Annotated in this window: 17 protein-coding genes and 1 pseudogene; 2 read left to right on the top strand and 16 right to left on the bottom strand. The window is 39.4% G+C overall.

Going from position 1 to position 19,517, the window contains the following annotated elements:
• Positions 1-202 precede the first annotated feature (202 nt).
• The gene (locus tag V1500_RS07580) at positions 203-994 is read left to right on the top strand and encodes a hypothetical protein (RefSeq protein ID WP_409304961.1); all 792 of its coding nucleotides are present in this window, start codon (positions 203-205) and stop codon (positions 992-994) included.
• Between the two features lie 685 nt (positions 995-1,679).
• On the opposite strand, the gene V1500_RS07575 is transcribed toward V1500_RS07580, so the two are convergent.
• The 7 genes and pseudogenes from V1500_RS07575 to V1500_RS07545 form a co-directional block, all read right to left on the bottom strand.
• Complete coding sequence (locus tag V1500_RS07575) at positions 1,680-2,744, bottom strand: alpha/beta fold hydrolase (RefSeq protein ID WP_409304960.1); 1,065 nt, start codon at positions 2,742-2,744, stop codon at positions 1,680-1,682.
• A 606-nt stretch (positions 2,745-3,350) separates the two neighbouring features.
• The gene (locus V1500_RS07570; protein WP_409304959.1) at positions 3,351-3,581 is read right to left on the bottom strand and encodes a hypothetical protein; all 231 of its coding nucleotides are present in this window, start codon (positions 3,579-3,581) and stop codon (positions 3,351-3,353) included.
• 416 nt (positions 3,582-3,997) lie between these two features.
• Positions 3,998-4,195, bottom strand: a complete 198-nt coding sequence (locus V1500_RS07565; protein ID WP_409304958.1) for a hypothetical protein — start codon at positions 4,193-4,195, stop codon at positions 3,998-4,000.
• Between the two features lie 82 nt (positions 4,196-4,277).
• Entirely contained in the window at positions 4,278-4,580 is a 303-nt protein-coding gene (locus V1500_RS07560) for a hypothetical protein (protein ID WP_409304957.1), read from the bottom strand.
• 111 nt (positions 4,581-4,691) lie between these two features.
• Positions 4,692-4,994, bottom strand: a complete 303-nt coding sequence (locus tag V1500_RS07555; protein ID WP_409304956.1) for a DUF3784 domain-containing protein — start codon at positions 4,992-4,994, stop codon at positions 4,692-4,694.
• A gap of 238 nt (positions 4,995-5,232) precedes the next feature.
• A complete protein-coding gene (locus tag V1500_RS07550; RefSeq protein ID WP_409304955.1) occupies positions 5,233-5,826 on the bottom strand; it encodes a hypothetical protein in 594 nt (197 codons plus the stop codon).
• A 1,174-nt stretch (positions 5,827-7,000) separates the two neighbouring features.
• Positions 7,001-8,275: pseudogene (locus V1500_RS07545) on the bottom strand (IS110 family transposase).
• 438 nt (positions 8,276-8,713) lie between these two features.
• Between V1500_RS07545 and V1500_RS07540 the strand changes: the two are divergent.
• Positions 8,714-9,931: an IS110 family transposase gene (locus V1500_RS07540; RefSeq protein ID WP_409300497.1), complete on the top strand. Its 1,218-nt coding sequence runs from the start codon at positions 8,714-8,716 to the stop codon at positions 9,929-9,931.
• A 278-nt stretch (positions 9,932-10,209) separates the two neighbouring features.
• On the opposite strand, the gene V1500_RS07535 is transcribed toward V1500_RS07540, so the two are convergent.
• From V1500_RS07535 to V1500_RS07495, 9 genes are all read right to left on the bottom strand, one after another.
• The gene (locus tag V1500_RS07535) at positions 10,210-10,626 is read right to left on the bottom strand and encodes a DUF4304 domain-containing protein (protein WP_409304954.1); all 417 of its coding nucleotides are present in this window, start codon (positions 10,624-10,626) and stop codon (positions 10,210-10,212) included.
• A gap of 479 nt (positions 10,627-11,105) precedes the next feature.
• Positions 11,106-12,401 carry an IS110 family transposase gene (locus V1500_RS07530; RefSeq protein WP_409303922.1) on the bottom strand — a complete coding sequence of 432 codons (1,296 nt, stop codon included), beginning with the start codon at positions 12,399-12,401 and terminating at the stop codon, positions 11,106-11,108.
• A 215-nt stretch (positions 12,402-12,616) separates the two neighbouring features.
• Positions 12,617-12,820, bottom strand: coding sequence for a hypothetical protein (locus V1500_RS07525; protein ID WP_409304953.1), 204 nt, complete (start codon positions 12,818-12,820; stop codon positions 12,617-12,619).
• A 121-nt stretch (positions 12,821-12,941) separates the two neighbouring features.
• Positions 12,942-13,616, bottom strand: coding sequence for a hypothetical protein (locus tag V1500_RS07520; protein WP_409304952.1), 675 nt, complete (start codon positions 13,614-13,616; stop codon positions 12,942-12,944).
• 521 nt (positions 13,617-14,137) lie between these two features.
• Positions 14,138-15,433 (bottom strand): IS110 family transposase, encoded by a 1,296-nt coding sequence (locus tag V1500_RS07515; RefSeq protein ID WP_409303922.1) that lies wholly within the window; start codon positions 15,431-15,433, stop codon positions 14,138-14,140.
• 230 nt (positions 15,434-15,663) lie between these two features.
• The gene (gene arr / locus V1500_RS07510) at positions 15,664-16,413 is read right to left on the bottom strand and encodes an NAD(+)--rifampin ADP-ribosyltransferase (protein ID WP_409305942.1); all 750 of its coding nucleotides are present in this window, start codon (positions 16,411-16,413) and stop codon (positions 15,664-15,666) included.
• A gap of 1,736 nt (positions 16,414-18,149) precedes the next feature.
• Positions 18,150-18,362 carry a hypothetical protein gene (locus V1500_RS07505; RefSeq protein ID WP_409304951.1) on the bottom strand — a complete coding sequence of 71 codons (213 nt, stop codon included), beginning with the start codon at positions 18,360-18,362 and terminating at the stop codon, positions 18,150-18,152.
• Between the two features lie 103 nt (positions 18,363-18,465).
• Positions 18,466-18,615 (bottom strand): hypothetical protein, encoded by a 150-nt coding sequence (locus tag V1500_RS07500; protein ID WP_409304950.1) that lies wholly within the window; start codon positions 18,613-18,615, stop codon positions 18,466-18,468.
• A 126-nt stretch (positions 18,616-18,741) separates the two neighbouring features.
• Positions 18,742-19,515, bottom strand: coding sequence for a carbonic anhydrase (locus V1500_RS07495; protein WP_409304949.1), 774 nt, complete (start codon positions 19,513-19,515; stop codon positions 18,742-18,744).
• Between the last annotated feature and the right edge of the window lie 2 nt (positions 19,516-19,517).

Genomic DNA, 19,517 nt, shown 5'->3' with positions numbered 1-19,517 from the left:
AATGGTCAACGCCATGAGGTGGCTAGATGAAATGCGTGATTCCATCGCGTCATTTCGGCGGGAAACAAAAAGAGCGTGCTAGGGCTTTCATGACCCAGGCGTCGAGTCATAAGATTCGGCGCTGTTTCTGTAATTACTGCTCGAACTCTAGGTCATAGACGTTTATATTTATAAAAAAGGCAGATTAAAGGGAGGGAATCATTTGAATTATTCACTAAGTACGGAGACCAAGAATGTCCTAAATGCAATTGGGGAGAACATTTTTATTGCCGATGGAAATTTCGATATCGTCTGGATTAATGAATACTCCGAACGCCTGATTCAGCGACTAAGCAAGTATATTCCTATAAAGAGCGCAGAAGACATAATTGGAAAGAACATTAGCATGTTCCACCAGAACGTCTCTAAACAGCGACGTATTTTACAAGGTGCGCTTCCTCATGAAACCACCATCAATTTATTCCATGAGCTTACCGCAAGCATTGTAATTAAGAAATTCATGAACGGGGATAACGAGCAAGGCTATATGCTAACTTGGAAAGATGTGACGGATTATGAAACAGAGAAGAAAGAGAAGGAAGCCGAATTCAGGCAGAAGATGGGAGAGTATCAGAAGCATCTAGAGGAAGTGGCTTCTAATTTAATTCCTCTTTCAAGCACAGTCGGCCTCTTTGCGATGATGCCGACGCCATTCGGGATGGATACTGACAGGTTCGAGGAAATTGGAATTAGATTGATTGAAAATGCGCAGAAACTGAATCTTAAATACCTAATTGTAGACGTCTCCAAAATGACAAGTATCGGAATGGTGACTAATGTGCCTATGTTCAAGACCTTGATAGACAGCATGCATATGTCGGGGATTAAGGTAGTTTTATCTGGGGTTGGACCGGAATTAGCAAGGCAGTTAGTCCATTCCAGTGTCCAATTCGATTCAACTAAATCATTTGGGAAATTGGAACAAGCCGTAAATTATGTCAATGGAATAACATGAGGGGATTCGGCTCATTCAAGGTTGTTCAAACGTTTATAGAAAGAGAGGTGATACTATATGGTTCAGTGTACGTGCACTATGATCGGCATTAGGTATGGTAATAGCTTGTGTGATTACAAGGATTGTAGACTGACAAAGAGTAGAAAGAAGATTCCCAGTATTTCACCGATAAAAAAATGGAAGATTTCAGGAAAATTATTTCAAGTGTTTTCCGGATCCTTTTTGTTTCCGTACGTCCTCCTGCCTTCATTTTGACTAGATCGGCTCTGGAGCACATGCGTAAATATTCATCTCTTTCCAAGAGAATAAAATTACTGGGCGAAGTTATTGATTTGCCGATTTATAATTTATAAGCCTAAACCTGTCTTAGTAGCATACGGGTGTTGTGTCTAAGATCTGTCCCTACTTTCGAACTGTGGGAGTTGCACTGCCCACTTCTTCTGCTACTTCCTTTGAAGAGAAGCTCGTTCATTCCGTTGTATATCGTGTCGCATAGCGGACCTTCTCCCCCTCAATATGCAGGTTATGAAATTGATTAGCAAGAGTCATATCGCCCATCTCAATCTCAGTGGAGAGATATTGATTTTCCCTACATGCCTAGTAAAAAAAAGAAGGTCACCCACCAGTTTAGTAAACTGTTGAAAGACCCTTTAGCATTAAAGTTTGATTGCCTTCTACATCAGTCCTATAGGTGCAAGGCGATTTCTGTCTGGAGGAGTTCTGATAGAATTTTGTCCACCTGGTTCGTGTATTCCCCGCCTTCGGCACAGAACAATCCAAAGTGACCGCAGATGCTTTTAATCACCCGCAGTTCGCTGTTTGGAATTAATTTTTGTTCAGCGGCGCAATCGCGGACCGGGAAGAACATGTCTTCATCAATTGGCATTACAAAAACCTTTGCCTTAATGGTGCCGAGTGCCTTTGCGAGATCTCCTCCATACATTGTGCTTACATCCCCGCGCTGCCACTTCCACGCCATGCACAAGAGGTCGTTCGGGTCCATTGAACAAAACAAGGGCTCCATAAATTCGGTGATAAATGCCTCTTTTGTATCCACCCCGAACAGTTTCCATTTTTCCTGCTGGTAGAACTCGGTGGAAAGACCCATCGTAGCCCAAATTTTTGCATGGCGCTTTAATCCATCCGACACTTCGCTGTTGTCATGGTAATTGCCTTTCTGGTAGCCAGGGTCTGAAGTGATTGCTTCAATAAGAGTGTCAGTGAAGAGGAAGTCATGGTAGGTGTTTTTTGCGGTTCCTGCGATTGGGGCTGCTCGCTTTACCATATCCGGGTACCGAACTGCCCACTCGTAAGTCTGCTGGGCACCCATTGAACCTCCTATAACAAGTGCGATTTCTTTGATGCCCCATTTCTGGGTTAGGAGAATATGTTGTGCTCTTACGTCATCGGATATCCTGACAAACGGGAAGTTCGGTCCATAGATGGGATCGGGGCTGTTATGAGGGGAACTTGAGAGACCGCTTCCAATTTGATTCACCACGACGATAAAGTATCGATCTGGATCAAGCGCTCGCCCTTGTCCGATATATGCCTCCATGTTCTTGCTTGTACCTGAGTACCAGGTCGGGATAAGAATGACATTGTCCTTCTTCTCATTGAGCTCTCCATAGGTCCGGTAGGCGATCCTGCAGTCAGAGATGATTCCTCCTTCTTCTAGCTTCAGTTCTCCGATGGATTCGACCTCGAAAGGTCCTTGCAATTCCTGAGAATAGTACTGATTTTCTATCACAAGCATCTCCCCTTTTCATTTTTTTTCTTTTGGATTTCTCATTGAAGTATGTACAAAAATCCCTTCTGAGTAAATATTCAGAGTTTTTTGTATATTTTAATTATACTATACCTTATTAATTTTTTCAGGCTCCGATGCTTCTTCCTTCTTCCACTGAAAATGAAAGGAGCAGCTCATATGACTGCCAGATGCAAAAAAAGAGCTTCCACCGGTTCAGTTAACTGATGAAAACCCTTCTACCTATCATACATTTGCGAAAAAGTGCCTGCTACTAACAAAGTAAAAGGACCCCTCCCAATCGGAAGAGATCCTTTAAAATTACAATTTTACTGACTTACACCATGCCGCCCATTCACTTTCGTATAACATAGAAAGAAATGGTGTATAAGAAAAGACTTAACATCAACGTTATTAATTAGTTTAACCTAAATGTTTTAAATGGATATAAAACATTGGAGGACAAAAAAGTACAATTTAGATGTAATAAAGTATAAAGCCCTTAATTGAGTGGGGCTTTTTGCCTTTGAGTAGACAATCCTTCTTCAACTAACGCCCCCTATAGTTTAAGTACAACCTTTCACAATCTTCTTCTCCTGCTCCGTTACCTTATTTCATCTTAGGTTTTATATTCTGTTCAAATTCTTCTTTAGTAATTTCCCAAACATCATACTCTTCTCCAAACTTTTCTCGAACATCTTGACCCATTAAATCAGAGATTATTACATAATCATCTATAATATCTTCATTAAGAATGCCCTTCACTGTATTCCATTTAATGAATTTTTCATCATTCGGACTGACAATGTAAAAATATCTAGTTTCAAATGTGTTTATCATAATAGCTCCCTTAAAATTTGTACTATATAAGCATATAACCTTCCTAGATTAACGAACCCATTAGTTTCTTTTTATCTTGTTTCTAAATTGCCTTATTAGTTCATTTAACGTAAAAACAAAAACAATCGCCATAACTGTCCCATTAATATATCTACCGTTTGTTAAATTCAAGATTGATACTATAAAAGATAAAATAGCTGATAAACTCAATAATATTCGGCCCATACTTTTACCTATTTTCTTTCTCCGTTCTTCTATTTACTACGATTTAAAGTTATAAAAAAGAGCTTCTGATCTTCAGCTTTTCCCCACGTTAGTCAAAGAAGCCGTATCAATTTTTAATAGTCGAAAAACAAATGCCGCTTGTTTGGTAGCACAAGAAGGAACTCTGGCACCTGTTTAAAACGCTTCACCGTTTAAAGAAGTTGTCCTTGTGAGACACGGGAAAAGATAAAAACAATTCCCCCAACAATCAGTAACTTAATATATTTTGATTTACTTTTCTTTTCTTCACTTTTCTTGTTTTTCGTGTCAATAATCCACATATTAATAACGCTAATAAGCATCAGTAAAACACCTAAGAAGGCAAGTAAATAAAATAAAAACTCCTCCATAATATCACCTCTAATGCTATATTACCCAAACCAACCTTATTGAGCTAACCTGTCCCGTTAGCTCAATAAGGCACATACTTTATCACTTGATTGTCAAAGTGAGAATTATAATCAACAGTAAAAATATATGTATCCAAACCACAAATTTCACGATTAATTCCGCCCAGTCTTTCTTCTTTAAACCGTGATAGAGGATAATAGAAAAAAGTAAAAGACTAACTACTCCGCGAAGGATGCTATCATTTGTAAACATTAAAATTACATTGATCAATGCAGAAATAACAAATAAAACCACATATATCTTATATGTCTTTTCTTTTCTTTGTGCCTCTTTTTCAAATTGATACATCGCATTTACCTCGGGTTCCTCATTTAAGTACATCAATTAGATTATACCTTTTCGTCAGCTAACCTGTCCCTGGTTCATAAGGATCCAGAAAAAATGCATTAATCTTTTTAGATTAATGCATCAATATTTTACGAGAGACTCGATTTCCTAAATACGCAAATAAGGAAGTGTATGGAACAAAGAACCTACAATAACTAAAATAATGACAGTACTCACATAAATGTACATCACAACGCTACCAAATATCGGACTCATTATAGGAACTAATAGGGTCAGTACACCCATCGTAGCTAAAATATAGCCTACTCTTTTAGCCAGAGTATTCTTATCACCGAAGAATCTTTTTTCCTCGTAACCGATAATAAGGAATAGCATTTTCCGTTTCCAGATTAGATATGAAAATATGAAGAAGGCAGTAGCGACAAAGATGCTTGTAAGTAAATTCATCATTACACCTCACCCTTATTAGATAAACTTTTCCTCATTTTAACATATTTCTTATTATGCAGTTTGCTTTTACTTCTTCCACTAACCTGCCCCGTTAGCTCCATAAAAGGAATTCAATAAAACGGCCGTTAATCCTTCCTGGATCAACGCCTTCTTTGAACAAGTCCCCAAAATTTCATGACATAAAATGTTCCGGATGTACAATAATAAGAGTCCTGTAATCAGGACCCTAAACTTTATTTTACTTTGTGTTGCGATATTTCTTTATCAACTCAATACTCTTTCCTGCATACTTATTATTTATATACCTGCTACTTAAGATTAACCCTGCACCTTTTGCATAGTATTCTTTCTGGTAACTTCCTTTATCGAAACCTTCCAAATGCATTTTAACTTCTACGACATTTTTAAAAGTTCCGGCACGGACATTAACAGTTTTATTAGTAGATAAAATAGTAAAATCTAATTTAATATCGCTTTCTGATTTCACAGACCATTTCAATCCTTTTTTCATTGGAAACTTAATGACTTGTATTGATCTATAAATATCCGTATCATTACGAGTTTGAAGGAAGAAACCGTTCTTATTTTGAACTTCTAGTTCAGCATATGTAGGATAGTATCGACCTAAATCAGAGATCCCCCATAAATTCCCTGATTTTTCTTTACCTTCAAACTTATAAATCTTCTGCGAACCTAAAAAATTATAAATATAAGAATACCTCGTATCTTTTAGATAACTGACAGTTGCTGCTTCTGAAGTAGAGTGCAAGTACGATAACGAGACACCGATCACTAATGTAAAAATTAAGATGGTCTTCAATAAAAATCTCAAAAAATCTCCCCCTATTTTATATTACCATCTTATTTTAGCAAATTATTCCTGTTGTGTTATTCAAAAAATAAATCAATATTTTTGAGCTCCTGATCTTCAGCTCTAACCCCCGTTAGCCCTCCATGAATCGCAAAATTTAAGTACCTCTCTTCACAAACATCTCATCAGCACTGTGAATCTATTGTGACTATTTTTTATAAGACAACCATAGGATAAATAAATATACAATTGCTTGGATTAAGTAGCCTGGGTATTCATCAACCTGATTGCCATCCAAAAACAAATAAATTGAATAAGGGATATTAAAAAGGAAAATATAAGCTAATAAGAGGTACTCATACCATTTTAATTGTCTAATCCACTTATACTTCTGTTTTTCTCCAGGTTACATCCCCCCATTACTGACCACCATGCCCCATTGTTAAATAAAAAAGAGATGCCACAACACCTCCCGTTCTTTAACTCAAGCCACCGTTAATCGAAGATCGCAAATAAATTATTATTTAATTTCTATGTTAAAAAATGCTATTACCATTGATATAGGTACACTCAAAACAAAAGTAAAAAATAAGGTAGTCTTCAAGTTAATACTAGATGAAGGGGTGTATCTGCCCCTGAACACGCTAAGTAGCATAATAAGTAAAAACAGACACAACCAAACAATTAACAGGGTAGCCAATGTATTAACGTCACTCATCAAACCCCTCCAGAAGCTAAGAACAAGCGTCTTTTTATCATTATATAATATTCAATGTTATTCAACTCCCTCAGTATGATTCGATTTTCTCCCAAATGCTCGCTCATTCGCAGGATTTCAATCTCCTTGCTTTTAAGTCATCTTCTGTTCGAAGTAAGATTGGGACAACTTAGCTACGTGAAGGCATAGCTAAATAAAGGGGTGTGATAACACTCCATATTTTGCCATATGATGTACTACTCCACACCGCCCCTGGAGGCTTTCCCTCCCATGTCTCAACGGGTCTTAATTGCCCTGTCATTCCTTCGTCATGCCTTTCCAAGGGGTGGAGGCCAGTTATGCTAACCTAATGGGTCTGTGCCCTTTTGTTGAATAAACCTGGTACTCCGTACATATTTGAAATCCTGCGAATAAGCCAACATTTGATAATCCATTGCTTGATTTAGGTGTGTTCTCTCCGAGAACGTAAGAGTTGTATTACGCTGCGATGTCTTTCATGGGCTGCACTTTATAGGCACAATACACTTCGTTCTTACGTGCTATTCCTACAAAGATCCTCGCTAGTTTGCCAATGAGTTTCATGATGGATTTCATCTTTTTCATTTTCTTCATTTTGACATTATAGGTATGTATAGCCTTAAATTCGGGGTTGTTCATCACTAGGCTCATAGTGGCTAAGAACAGGAAACGCCGCAGCCTTGACCTTCCACGCTTGGATATGACAGTCTGGCCTTTCCACTTTCCTGAACTCGCTTCCACCAGGTGGAGTCCTGCATGACGAAGCAGTGAGTTACCATGCGAGAAACCACTGAGATCACCAGCTTCACCGAGGATGCCAGCCAGGGAGATCTCGCTAATCCCTTTAATCATAAGCAGCTTCCTTGCGAAAGGAATCGAGTCCAATACCTCCTTGACGGCCTGTTCCACCCTTTCGAGTTGTTGGACCGCAAGGTCATATTCCTCTATTAATTGCTCAAGGTGGAATCTATAAGCATCAAGGGCTTGCCTTGTGCCAACAGATTTACTGGCCACATGGACAAGCAGTTGGGCTTTCTTCATTCCTGGCTGCCTCTTCATTACGGATTTCCACCCTATGACGATCTGTTCAGGTTTCATGGAACGCAGTTCCATGGGCAATGGGAACATCCTGAGAGTAGCAATCGCTCCCTTGGCCGTTATATCTTTAAACACCTGCCTGATTTCCGGAAAAACGATGTCCACCCAGCGGTTTAATTGATTAATAGAGCTGACCAGCCGTTTGACAATCACATCCCTGTTCGACATTAGCACCCTGAGTTGTTCAAATGATTCCGAAGTGTTTCTTACAAAAGCATAATATCCGTTCTTCACCATATCAGCTATGACTAAAGCGTCTTTCCTGTCACTCTTGGACTGGGTATTATCTCGGTTTTCCTTGTTCCTCTTCACTAAATGCGGATTCACGGTTACTACTTCGATATCTTGTTTCATCAGCCATTTGGAAAGGTTGATCTAGTAATGGCCCGTAGGTTCCATACCGACTATGGACTCCTCATATTTATTTATTTTCATAAGATTATTTATCCAGTTTAATAGAGTCGCAAATCCCTCTTCATTATTTTCAAAAGTGATGGCATCGCCCACCACAATCCCACGAAAGTTCACGGCTCTCGCTACGTGAAATTGTTGGGCAATATCCACGCCAATGACCAGATGTTTTTCAGTAATTCTTTCTATTAGTTGATTTTGTTTGTCCTGCATTTTAAACTTCATATAAGGGGTTCCTCCTAAGATGTTGAGTTAGAGTGGTGTCTTACTCATATATCTTACCGAGGGCCCCTATTTTTATCAAAGTTCAAAAATAACGAACTACAGGAATGCTAACCTGCCCCTTTAGTTGAAGAAGAAAAAGCCTTACTCCCCATCTTACGTTCTTAAGCTAACCTGCCCGTTAGCCCTCCATGAATCGCAAAACCGGCGATTCACCACAGAGAATGAAAATGGCTCCAAACCGTCGATACTGTTCTTAGGCTGGATGAGGAAGGTCGATGAACTATGGTGCCATAGAGCCCATCCGTTAGTCTGACTCCAACGACCACGGTGCACCACCGACTGTCGCTCCCCTTCCGGGGAAGCACTTATGGTAGATTAATCCTAATTCTGGTTGCTGCACCAGCCTCTATTTTAACTAGCCAAGAAAGGAAAAGTTCAATGGATGTAATCATTGAAAGAGCTTGCGGGCTGGATGTACATAAGGACAATATTACTGCCTGCATCATGACATCTGAAGGAAAGGAGGTTCGCACGTTTTCTACTAAAACAATCTTCCTCTTGGATCTAATCGATTGGATTAAGGAACAAAAGTGCAGTCACGTTGCGATGGAAAGTACAAGTGTTTACTGGAAACCAGTCGTCAATCTGTTGGAAGCTGAAGGTATTGAATTTCTCGTGGTCAATGCCCAACATATGAAATCTCTTCCCGGTCGTAAGACCGACGTGAAAGATGCCGAATGGATTGCCCAATTACTAAGACACGGATTGTTAAAGGCAAGCTTTATCCCGAACAGGACACAACGGGAGCTTAGGGAACTAGTCCGTTATCGCCGAAGCATTATCGAAGAACGTGCCCGGCAACACAATCGGATTCAAAAGGTGCTTGAAGGAGCGAACATCAAACTTGGTTCTGTCGTTTCGGACATCATGGGTGTTTCGGCAAAGGACATGCTTCATGCTATCGCAAACGGTGAAGACGACCCTGAGAAACTATCAAATTTGGCACGCCGTACAATGAAAAAGAAGAAAGATGAACTTGAGCTGGCTCTTCGAGGCTATGTAAACCCACATCAGCGATTAATGCTTAAAACAATTTTGACTCATATTGATTTCCTCACTGAACAGATCGAGATAATCGACAAGGAAATTGCCGAGAGGGTAAGCGAATATCAGGAAGATATCGAACGGCTTGACTCCATTCCTGGGATAGCCACAAGGATGGCTGAACAAATACTCGCTGAAATTGGTACTAATGTGGGTTCGCAGTTTCCTAGTGCTGCACATTTATGTTCCTGGGCAGCCTTGGTTCCTGGCCACAATGAAAGTGCTGGAAAGCGGAAATCTGCAAGAGCCAAAAAAGGTAACAAGTATCTCCGTTCTGCCTTAACTGAAGCAGCCCAATCAGTAAGGGGTTCGAAGAACTATCTCGGTGCCCTATACAGGCGGACAGCCGGACGAAAAGGAAAGAAACGTGCAGCCATTGTAGTCGCACATGCGATGTTGCGTATCGCGTATTACCTTCTCACCCGAAAAGAAATGTATGTTGATTTGGGTGAGGACTACTTTGACAAGCAAAGACAAGTTTCAATCGTACGGCATTCGGTTCGGAGACTGGAGAACTTAGGATATACAGTGACCATTTCGGAAGCATCCTAGTCTTTCAATAATCGATTCAGGAATCAGACGCTCTCCTTTTTAAAAAACTGATTGAGCTGCGTCTATTTAAGTATGGCCATTTTCCTGAAGTTACAGAATTTAATTTTCATGGTAGCTCAATAAAGAGAATTCAATAATGAAGGCCGTTAATCCTTCCTGGATCACCTACCCCTATAGTTTAAGTACACCTGTTCACAAACTTATTACAGAAATGTTAACCTGCTCTCTAGCACAATAAGAAAAAGCTGCAGAAAGCAGCTCTAGATGCTCAATAATAGTTAGTCAAAGAAGGAAAAAATCCACTGACGGTTTGACACATTTAACAAATCCGCTACTGTTAACGCAACTTGTTCATAATCTTCTTCTGTTTTTGCATTTTCATAGGCAAACCAATTTCCGTCCTCATCTTCTGTCTTTGCCCCTAACCTAATACGCTTGTTTACATCATGGACAGTAACCTTATTCGGCGGGATATGTTCACCCCGTTTCATGATCACACCTTCTGTTGAACAAGTAGCCAATTCAACGACAAAGGAACCGCCCCATCGGTTGAATTGAAACGTGATCAATTCTATATTATTTTCGTTATTTCTTCTAAAGTGAGGTAACGAACCTTTAAATTCATATTCCCTTAAAATTGGTACCACTATTTTTTTCAAAGCATTATTCATCTTTTTTCTCTCATCAGAAGGCATTTTTAATCCTCCATAATTCAAACTTAGTCCCAATAATTATAGCAAGCCTAGTTCAACTAACCTCCCTCAATAAAGAAACAAAAATCTTCCGATTTCTCCAGTATTCTTAGGTTTTCATAGTTATCTACTTGTCGGTAATATTTTTGTAGTTGGGGATTTATCACTTAAAAGGATATAATTGGACCTCTAAAGGAAAAAGAGTTATAACCCACTAACCAACCAATTACATTTATTGGTTGATGATCCAAAATATGATTGCACTGGCGGATGTCCACATTTCTCATGGAGGTCAACCCTCCCATGCCTCACAGAGTCTTCGCTCTCAAATTCCTTCGTCCAACCTTTCCATGAGGTGGATGTCGGCCATGCTGCCCCACAGGGTCTTCGCCCTTAATTTAGTTGCTTTGCCGACTAATCCGTGCTTCAAATGTCCCCAAATCAATAAAACAACAACTACTATTTCCCTAACGAAAAAAGTCTTAAGCGGCCATTTCTGTCTTCTTGGATATTGACTGATGAGGGATGTCTTTTAACATCTTGTCTTCACTAAAATCAAATTGCTTTTTCCCTATTCCAAAGAAAATTCGGATCAATTTATTACACAATGCAATAAGGGACTGCATCTTCTTTAAAGGGTTATCAGGACGTTGCGTATAGTACACATGTAATGAATGAAACGCTGAGTTTTTGGCTACGAGAACCATACAAACCCGGAACAACAGGGCCCGGAGCTTTTTACGTCCCCTCTTTGTAATCGTCGTTTTCCCCTTGTGCTTACCAGAAGTATTTTCTTTTAAACTCAAGCCGGCCAGCTTGATAATCTGTCGGGGATGAGAGTATTCGCTAAGATCACCTACTTCGGCAAAGAAACCGGCGACCGTGTCCCTGCCAACACCCTTTATCGCCAACATTTGCGGTACACCCGGTATTTCCTCAAGTAAACTATCTATCTGTGCGTCCAATTCTTCGAATTTCACCTGTATTAACTCATATTTAGCCAGAAGCGTTTTCAGTTCCAGTTTTGCCATTTCAGAGCCTTGACGAAGTCCGATGGACTTCTTCGCAGCCTGCTTTAATTCCTGAATCTTATTCAGACCTACACTCCTGGTTACGGCTTTTCTAAGATGAGAAAGCAATTCTTCGTCGGAGAAATCAACTATCTCATGCGGTAACGCATCGAGCTTTAGGAATTGTAACGCTGCCTTGCCCTCCCACTTCTTAAAGACCGTCAGAAATTCAGGAAAGTACCGGTCAATCCAGTTATGAACCTGACCTTGGACTGTCTGAAGATCCTCTGTCAAAAGGTCCCGTATCTTCTTTGCCACCCGTAGTTCGGCATAAACTCCCTGTGGAATTGTAGGTTCTGCGAACCTCCCGTCTTTGACCAGCTGGGCAATGACTTTAGCGTCCTTCACGTCATTTTTAGTGGGAGAATTATCATCAAGCTCCTTGCTTTTCTTCACGTGCAAGGGATTCACAGCTACCAATTTTATTTCATTTTCTTTTAATATGTGAGCCAAATTGAACCAATAATGACCTGTAGGCTCCATCCCCACCATCACATGATCCATGCCTTGTTCTTTCTTGATTTCTAACATCCAATTAAGGAAATGCTCGAACCCTTGTCTTGTATTTTCAAAATAACAGGGCGATCCAAATTCCATTCCCCTAAAGTCCTGGGCACGTGCCACGTGCTTGAATTTTGCAATATCCACCCCTATAATCAAGGTTTGGGAAGTAATTTGAGCAATCTTCTTATTTTGGTTATAATTCATTGTAAAGCCTCCTGGTATATGAGATTTGTCCTTTCCGCTGGCCGAGCTTCAGGACCCTCTCATTCTACCAAGAGGTTATTTTTTTGTTCAAACTCCATTTTCATTCATTACAGGAATGCTGCCCCTTTAGTGTAACAACAATAAACGGCGGCTATCTTATAATCATCACCTCAAAATAATGAGGTACCGCATGGCAATAATTAGTAATGCTTTGCTCAGTAAAAACCAATGACGTTTAAAACTATTACTCCGATTACTGAGATTAAACAGCCGGATAGTAATGCAATCCAGACAGTTTCCTTTTCTTTGGTGCTATACCAGATACTCCATGCCATAATAATACTGAAAGCAAGACCGAAGAACATAGAAGCGAATGGATTTGTCGGAGTTATCAAATCATACCAATTTATCCAACTCATAAAATCACTCCTTTATTATCTACATTATTATTAATACCCAATTATATAGTCGTTTTCAAACAGTTTCTTATTGAACTAACCTGCCCCGTTAGCTCAATAAGGGTACTGGAAAGGGAAAACACTATTCCGATTCAAAATCAGTCACCAGCTCAACCTTTTCCGGCATTATTTTTTGAAGATAGTCTATTGTTGAAAAGTTTTCATCATTTGAGAATGCGGCAATATAATCTCCATCATGCCCTACCCAAAACATAGTGGAACTCTCATTTAAAGTTGCTATCAGGGTATTGGCTATCCATTTTAGTTTAATAAGTCTTGTTATGTTATTTTTAGTCCTTTTTATGGGATAAGGTGACTCATGTTCCCTTTCCTCTAGTTTGAAGACATCCTGTTTTAAGGACCATAATGATAAGTTCAACATGCTCCCATTCCCGTGCAAATAAGGATAATATTGCCTAAATTGCTGAGGGCTGCGGATAATTGCCTTTACAAAGAACGAGTCTTTGCTACTCCCCTTCACATAATTGAACTCTATATTTTGCATCTTAAACAACTCTTCGTACTCTTCTAGTTGAAAATCATAGATTTCCGCAAGTGAATAAATAGGGTAATAATTTGGGGTTTCCAGCCAATTGCAAAAGAATTCTTGATGGGCATCTGTATAATCCCCCTCAATATAACAAGAAAACTCTACGATATATTTGAACTCACCGGTTATCTCAAAAGGATAAGTGGCTTCTGGGCCAGGCTTAGTTATTATTTTTTCTGGTGGGAAGTAGCTTATGTCTACCTTCATGTTATTCGCCTCTCTTAAAAGGTTCGGATAGTTACATTTTTATTATATATCATGTGAAAATGTTGTTTTCACTGTATCAGAGTTATCAGCTTGTTGAACTACCCTCCCTCAATAAAGAAACGAAAATCTTCCGATTTCTCCAGTATTCTTAGGTTTTCATAGTTATCTACTTGTCGGTAATATTTTTGTAGTTGGGGATTTATCACTTAAAAGGATATAATTGGACCTCTAAAGGAAAAAGAGTTATAACCCACTAACCAACCAATTACATTTATTGGTGGATGATCCAAAATATGATTGCACTGGCGGATGTCCACATTTCTCATGGAGGTCAACCCTCCCATGCCTCACAGAGTCTTCGCTCTCAAATTCCTTCGTCCAACCTTTCCATGAGGTGGATGTCGGCCATGCTGCCCCACAGGGTCTTCGCCCTTAATTTAGTTGCTTTGCCGACTAATCCGTGCTTCAAATGTCCCCAAATCAATAAAACAACATCTACTATTTCCCTAACGAAAAAAGTCTTAAGCGGCCATTTCTGTCTTCTTGGATATTGACTGATGAGGGATGTCTTTTAACATCTTGTCTTCACTAAAATCAAATTGCTTTTTCCCTATTCCAAAGAAAATTCGGATCAATTTATTACACAATGCAATAAGGGACTGCATCTTCTTTAAAGGGTTATCAGGACGTTGCGTATAGTACACATGTAATGAATGAAACGCTGAGTTTTTGGCTACGAGAACCATACAAACCCGGAACAACAGGGCCCGGAGCTTTTTACGTCCCCTCTTTGTAATCGTCGTTTTCCCCTTGTGCTTACCAGAAGTATTTTCTTTCAAACTCAAGCCGGCCAGCTTGATAATCTGTCGGGGATGAGAGTATTCGCTAAGATCACCTACTTCGGCAAAGAAACCGGCGACCGTGTCCCTGCCAACACCCTTTATCGCCAACATTTGCGGTACACCCGGTATTTCCTCAAGTAAACTATCTATCTGTGCGTCCAATTCTTCGAATTTCACCTGTATTAACTCATATTTAGCCAGAAGCGTTTTCAGTTCCAGTTTTGCCATTTCAGAGCCTTGACGAAGTCCGATGGACTTCTTCGCAGCCTGCTTTAATTCCTGAATCTTATTCAGACCTACACTCCTGGTTACGGCTTTTCTAAGATGAGAAAGCAATTCTTCGTCGGAGAAATCAACTATCTCATGCGGTAACGCATCGAGCTTTAGGAATTGTAACGCTGCCTTGCCCTCCCACTTCTTAAAGACCGTCAGAAATTCAGGAAAGTACCGGTCAATCCAGTTATGAACCTGACCTTGGACTGTCTGAAGATCCTCTGTCAAAAGGTCCCGTATCTTCTTTGCCACCCGTAGTTCGGCATAAACTCCCTGTGGAATTGTAGGTTCTGCGAACCTCCCGTCTTTGACCAGTTGGGCAATGACTTTAGCGTCCTTCACGTCATTTTTAGTGGGAGAATTATCATCAAGCTCCTTGCTTTTCTTCACGTGCAAGGGATTCACAGCTACCAATTTTATTTCATTTTCTTTTAATATGTGAGCCAAATTGAACCAATAATGACCTGTAGGCTCCATCCCCACCATCACATGATCCATGCCTTGTTCTTTCTTGATCTCCAACATCCAATTAAGGAAATGCTCGAACCCTTGTCTTGTATTTTCAAAATAACAGGGCGATCCAAATTCCATTCCCCTAAAGTCCTGGGCACGTGCCACGTGCTTGAATTTTGCAATATCCACCCCTATAATCAAGGTTTGGGAAGTAATTTGAGCAATCTTCTTATTTTGGTTATAATTCATTGTAAAGCCTCCTGGTATATGAGATTTGTCCTTTCCGCTGGCCGAGCTTCAGGACCCTCTCATTCTACCAAGAGGTTATTTTTTTGTTCAAACTCCATTTTCATTCATTACAGGAATGCTGCCCCTTTACTTGAGTAAGGAAAAAGCGTTCCTGTTATTTCAGAAACGCACCCGATTGCGGAATATTGTTTATTGCAAACAAAGTAACTATTTTACTCCATTTGAAATATTCAGTTAATAATTTCGCCCTTGTTTTCGGCTAATTTTTTGTGCCATTCACTTCGCTCCGTAGTTGTCAGTTTCGCCCACTCAGTTTCTTCACCAATAATTCTTAAAGGTTCTTGAGAACGATAGGACCGTGTTAAGTTACCCGGGAACTTTTTGTCAGTAACATTCGGATCGTTTTCAAATTCACCTGTTGGTTCTATTTTATAAACGCGTTCTCTTCCTTCTCCTTTTGCTAATGCTGCTGCAAGCCCTGCACCATTGGCATTAGCAGTGAAATAAATGTGGTTCATTTTAAGCTCAGGTTTGTAATTTGAATTCCCACCCGCTGTCAGCAAATCACCAACCTGTAAATCTGCCTTTGTCCCATGATAAAATGGTCCTTCATCAGAAGGTGCACCGCGATATGAGTTTGACAATTCATAATTTCTTTTTGCATTATCAGAATCACACAACTCCTCATAGCATTTGGCAATGTTTAAATATAACGTTGAGTATGCACTCTTAACATTATCATCATTTATATTTAGTGCACACTGTAAAGAGGTTTCCATCCATTTCAATTTGTCTGTAATACTCTTTTGTTTACGAGCCAAATGATAAGCTGCAATAAACCTTTCATATTCGTTTTTTGCTTCGTCCCATGCTTGATGAAACATCGTGATTGCACCTTCAACATTTCCGCTGTCTTCCATGTTCATCCCACTCATACAGAGTTTAATAACGACGTTGTTTGGATCAAATTTTATATTCATCAAATCTTACCTCCAAATTAATGAAACCACATTTTTGAACTACATTTCTCCAAAACCTTTATTTAAAAGCCCCTGCCTTCCCTATGATATTTTAAAAATAGATTTATTCCGCTAACTGTCCCATTTGTTCCTAACTGTAAATCCATTCGACGCTAATGAACAGGGAGGGGAAACTATTAAACAAGAAACCAGGAAATATAATAGTCGAGAAATCCCAATAGTTACTGAGGCTCAGAACCGAATTGAGCATCTTTTAAAAATTTAAGATTAATTAGCACGAACGAGTTTTTTAAAATTTGGTTTACCACTCACTGAACCTGGCTATATAAATAGTACAACCTGCTTGATCATCACGTATAACCCCATTCATACCCAGTAATTATATTCGCTGGGTTTTGTTGTATGCATTGAATTGTTGTTGGTAATAATATATCTAATGGCAGAAGACAGTTTCATCATGGTTGACACTCTCTAATTTCCCAGTGGATTATATCTGCTGGGTATTTTTATTCTGCTTACACTCTCAACTTTTATTGCAAATATTCTTCATAATATGCCATAATTCATCCTCGAATATCCAATTATATGGTGACATCATCCCTGTGTTTACATACCAAGGGGGATATAAATGAAAAAGTAGCTACTGTGCCTGGCCTCTATCCTATTGTTCCTGTCAATCTTGCCATCTCAGTCATTTGCACACCGAGGAGCGTATGACAAACTGGGCGGCCATTTTGACAACAAAACATGTAATTATCTATTGTATAAACCTACATCACTAGCAAAAACAGCTAAATCTAAAGCTGAACTTGTCTCGCTCGTTAAAAAGTAAAGTAGTAATTCATGCAAAGGCAAACTTACTACTGGATAGTTTTAGAAGGAATGTCCTTACCAGGCGGATCTGCAACAACACCAAAAGCACCTGCTACAAAACCTGCACTAAAAGCAAAGTACACTGCTACTTAGCTTCATGTACTGATGGAGATACTGCTAACTTTAGGGTCAATGGTAATGTAACCAAAACACGCTTCTTATTCATCGACACTCCGGAGTACACGACAACTAAGGAAAAGTACGGTAAAGAAGCAGTCGAGTTCACTTGCAAGCGTCTAAAAATAGCAAAGAAAATTACTTTAGAGTTGGACGGCAAAGATTAATATGACAAATACGGTAGATTACTAGCTTGGGTCTGGACTGATGGAAGGTTGCTTCAGGAGGACATCACAAAAGCAGGACTAGTCGAGGATTTCTATGACTATGGTACTTACAGATACGAAACTAGAGTGCGTACTGCCATGACCTATGCTAAGGTTCATAATTAAATCTGTGGAAATGCATATGTTCGATCCAAGTGGAGAGTTAAGACGGATTAGAATAGTGCTGGTTGTAATGACAGTCATCATGATATTTAGTGGAGGAACTCACAGGATACAAGTTGACACAAATTGTAAATGGTAGTCAAGAGTACCAGAATTATAACTTTGCCAACATGGTGCCCTTAGGAGACGGCTATTTCGCAGTACTATCCAGTGACACTGACAATTCACAGCAAATGGTTTCAATATATTATTACGACAAAAAGCAGAATAAAATGGTTTACAAAACCGAGGATTTACTATTTAATTTACATCCTGCATCAGCAAAACATTAAAAGCCCTTTGAGGAGGGCCTTTAATATGACTTATAATCTTATAAATCAATTTTCCCCCTACATGGTTTGTTCGAGGTGAACCTGACTATTCGGACGCGTACTTAATTAATCCATGTAAACAAACTGAATGCCCATTGTCCGCAACAGCCCTTATCTTGATTTTACCATCTAATTCTAATTCTTTTGCCATATCTCCGATAGAATTATATCCATCCCCTATGATCTTTTTAATCTCAACGGTAAAAAAGTTACCAATACTAGCATCTTTCAGATTCTTTAATAGGTTATTTTTATTCATTGGGACATCCCTTTCTGTGCTACACTAACTTATTCGACTTGTCTGAGGTAATTCCCTGCATCCCCTCATCAAACAATACCCGAATTACATTTTATGTACAGTACTACCCTTTCATCCCTAACCCATCCCAAACCACAAATGAAAAAGCCCAATCTGCTGATGATTTTCCTGATTCACCAATGGAACAACCCGTTAAAAACAAAGATAAGAGGATTAAGATTAAAGATAAAACGAAATGAGAAAATAACTTCAATAATATCCCTCCTTCCTTATCTAAGACGTAAGTTTGACTTTTAGTTTCAGTCCTTCTTCACCTAACCTGCCCCGGTAGTTTAAAAACAAAAATGGTGTGCTATGCATAAAATTGTTTTAAGATTACTTACTTTAACAATGATACTATTGATACTTTCCGCATGTTTAGCGGCTGGATTGGCCTGTAATTTGCCGGATATAGTTTAGCAAACACGCTGATTTGCGATCCTGCCATTTCTATTGGTTCTCTAAAGATGAACCATGTTACGTTTTCGGTGCAGGGCGGGGTTGTTAAGGAACCCTTATAGGTATATAGATCCCTTACCTTAGGCAATAAATCATCGAGCTTTATTTCAGTTCTTCTTTGCTCTGAACCTGTCGTATTTGGCATGTGATCAAGAACATCCTTCAAAACTTCGTTTTTTTGCCCTTCTTTCACAAAAACCCCGACAACTGCAATATTTCCTTTTGCATTTTGGTGAACGAGGTGGATTTCCATCGAATACTTCAGATTGTTGATTTCATGTTCGCTTAAATGATGAATGTGAAATTGCTTAAGGGTAAAAGTTTCATTATTAATCAATAACCTGTTTTTCTGATTGTGTGGCACCGCCTGAATTGTGTAGCCGGTATTTGATATGTTGAAGCTTGCAGTGGCATAGTGAATGTTTACGAGGGGGTACTCGGAAGATTTCTCTACCACTGCTGTTTTTATATTAATTGGAGATTGGGCTTTACCTTTCTTGCATGCTTCATATGATGGGTCCAATGTTCCCCAATAAAGAGGCCCGGTGGTTCCGGAGTATGACCATTTTTGTTTTTGTTCCGGTTCAGCTGACTCTGCACTTCCGCCAGCAGCGAGCAAGTTGAACATCATGAGAGCCATTAACATTTGTTTCATTT

The sequence above is a fragment of the Peribacillus sedimenti genome, from assembly GCF_046237635.1.
Classification (GTDB): Bacteria; Bacillota; Bacilli; order Bacillales; family DSM-1321; genus Peribacillus; species Peribacillus sedimenti.
Note: the sequence above shows the minus strand (reverse complement) of the source record. Positions and strands in the feature narration are given on the sequence as shown.

What these genes read in the sequence shown, in the direction of transcription:
- V1500_RS07570 (WP_409304959.1), bottom strand. Translation starts at nt 3,581, where the DNA reads ATGATAAACACATTTGAAACTAGATATTTTTACATTGTCAGTCCGAAT.
- V1500_RS07565 (WP_409304958.1), bottom strand. Translation starts at nt 4,195, where the DNA reads ATGGAGGAGTTTTTATTTTATTTACTTGCCTTCTTAGGTGTTTTACTG.
- V1500_RS07555 (WP_409304956.1), bottom strand. Translation starts at nt 4,994, where the DNA reads ATGATGAATTTACTTACAAGCATCTTTGTCGCTACTGCCTTCTTCATA.
- V1500_RS07540 (WP_409300497.1), top strand. Translation starts at nt 8,714, where the DNA reads ATGGATGTAATCATTGAAAGAGCTTGCGGGCTGGATGTACATAAGGAC.
- V1500_RS07535 (WP_409304954.1), bottom strand. Translation starts at nt 10,626, where the DNA reads ATGCCTTCTGATGAGAGAAAAAAGATGAATAATGCTTTGAAAAAAATA.
- V1500_RS07530 (WP_409303922.1), bottom strand. Translation starts at nt 12,401, where the DNA reads ATGAATTATAACCAAAATAAGAAGATTGCTCAAATTACTTCCCAAACC.
- V1500_RS07525 (WP_409304953.1), bottom strand. Translation starts at nt 12,820, where the DNA reads ATGAGTTGGATAAATTGGTATGATTTGATAACTCCGACAAATCCATTC.
- V1500_RS07520 (WP_409304952.1), bottom strand. Translation starts at nt 13,616, where the DNA reads ATGAAGGTAGACATAAGCTACTTCCCACCAGAAAAAATAATAACTAAG.
- V1500_RS07515 (WP_409303922.1), bottom strand. Translation starts at nt 15,433, where the DNA reads ATGAATTATAACCAAAATAAGAAGATTGCTCAAATTACTTCCCAAACC.
- arr (WP_409305942.1), bottom strand. Translation starts at nt 16,413, where the DNA reads ATGAATATAAAATTTGATCCAAACAACGTCGTTATTAAACTCTGTATG.
- V1500_RS07505 (WP_409304951.1), bottom strand. Translation starts at nt 18,362, where the DNA reads ATGAATAAAAATAACCTATTAAAGAATCTGAAAGATGCTAGTATTGGT.
- V1500_RS07495 (WP_409304949.1), bottom strand. Translation starts at nt 19,515, where the DNA reads ATGAAACAAATGTTAATGGCTCTCATGATGTTCAACTTGCTCGCTGCT.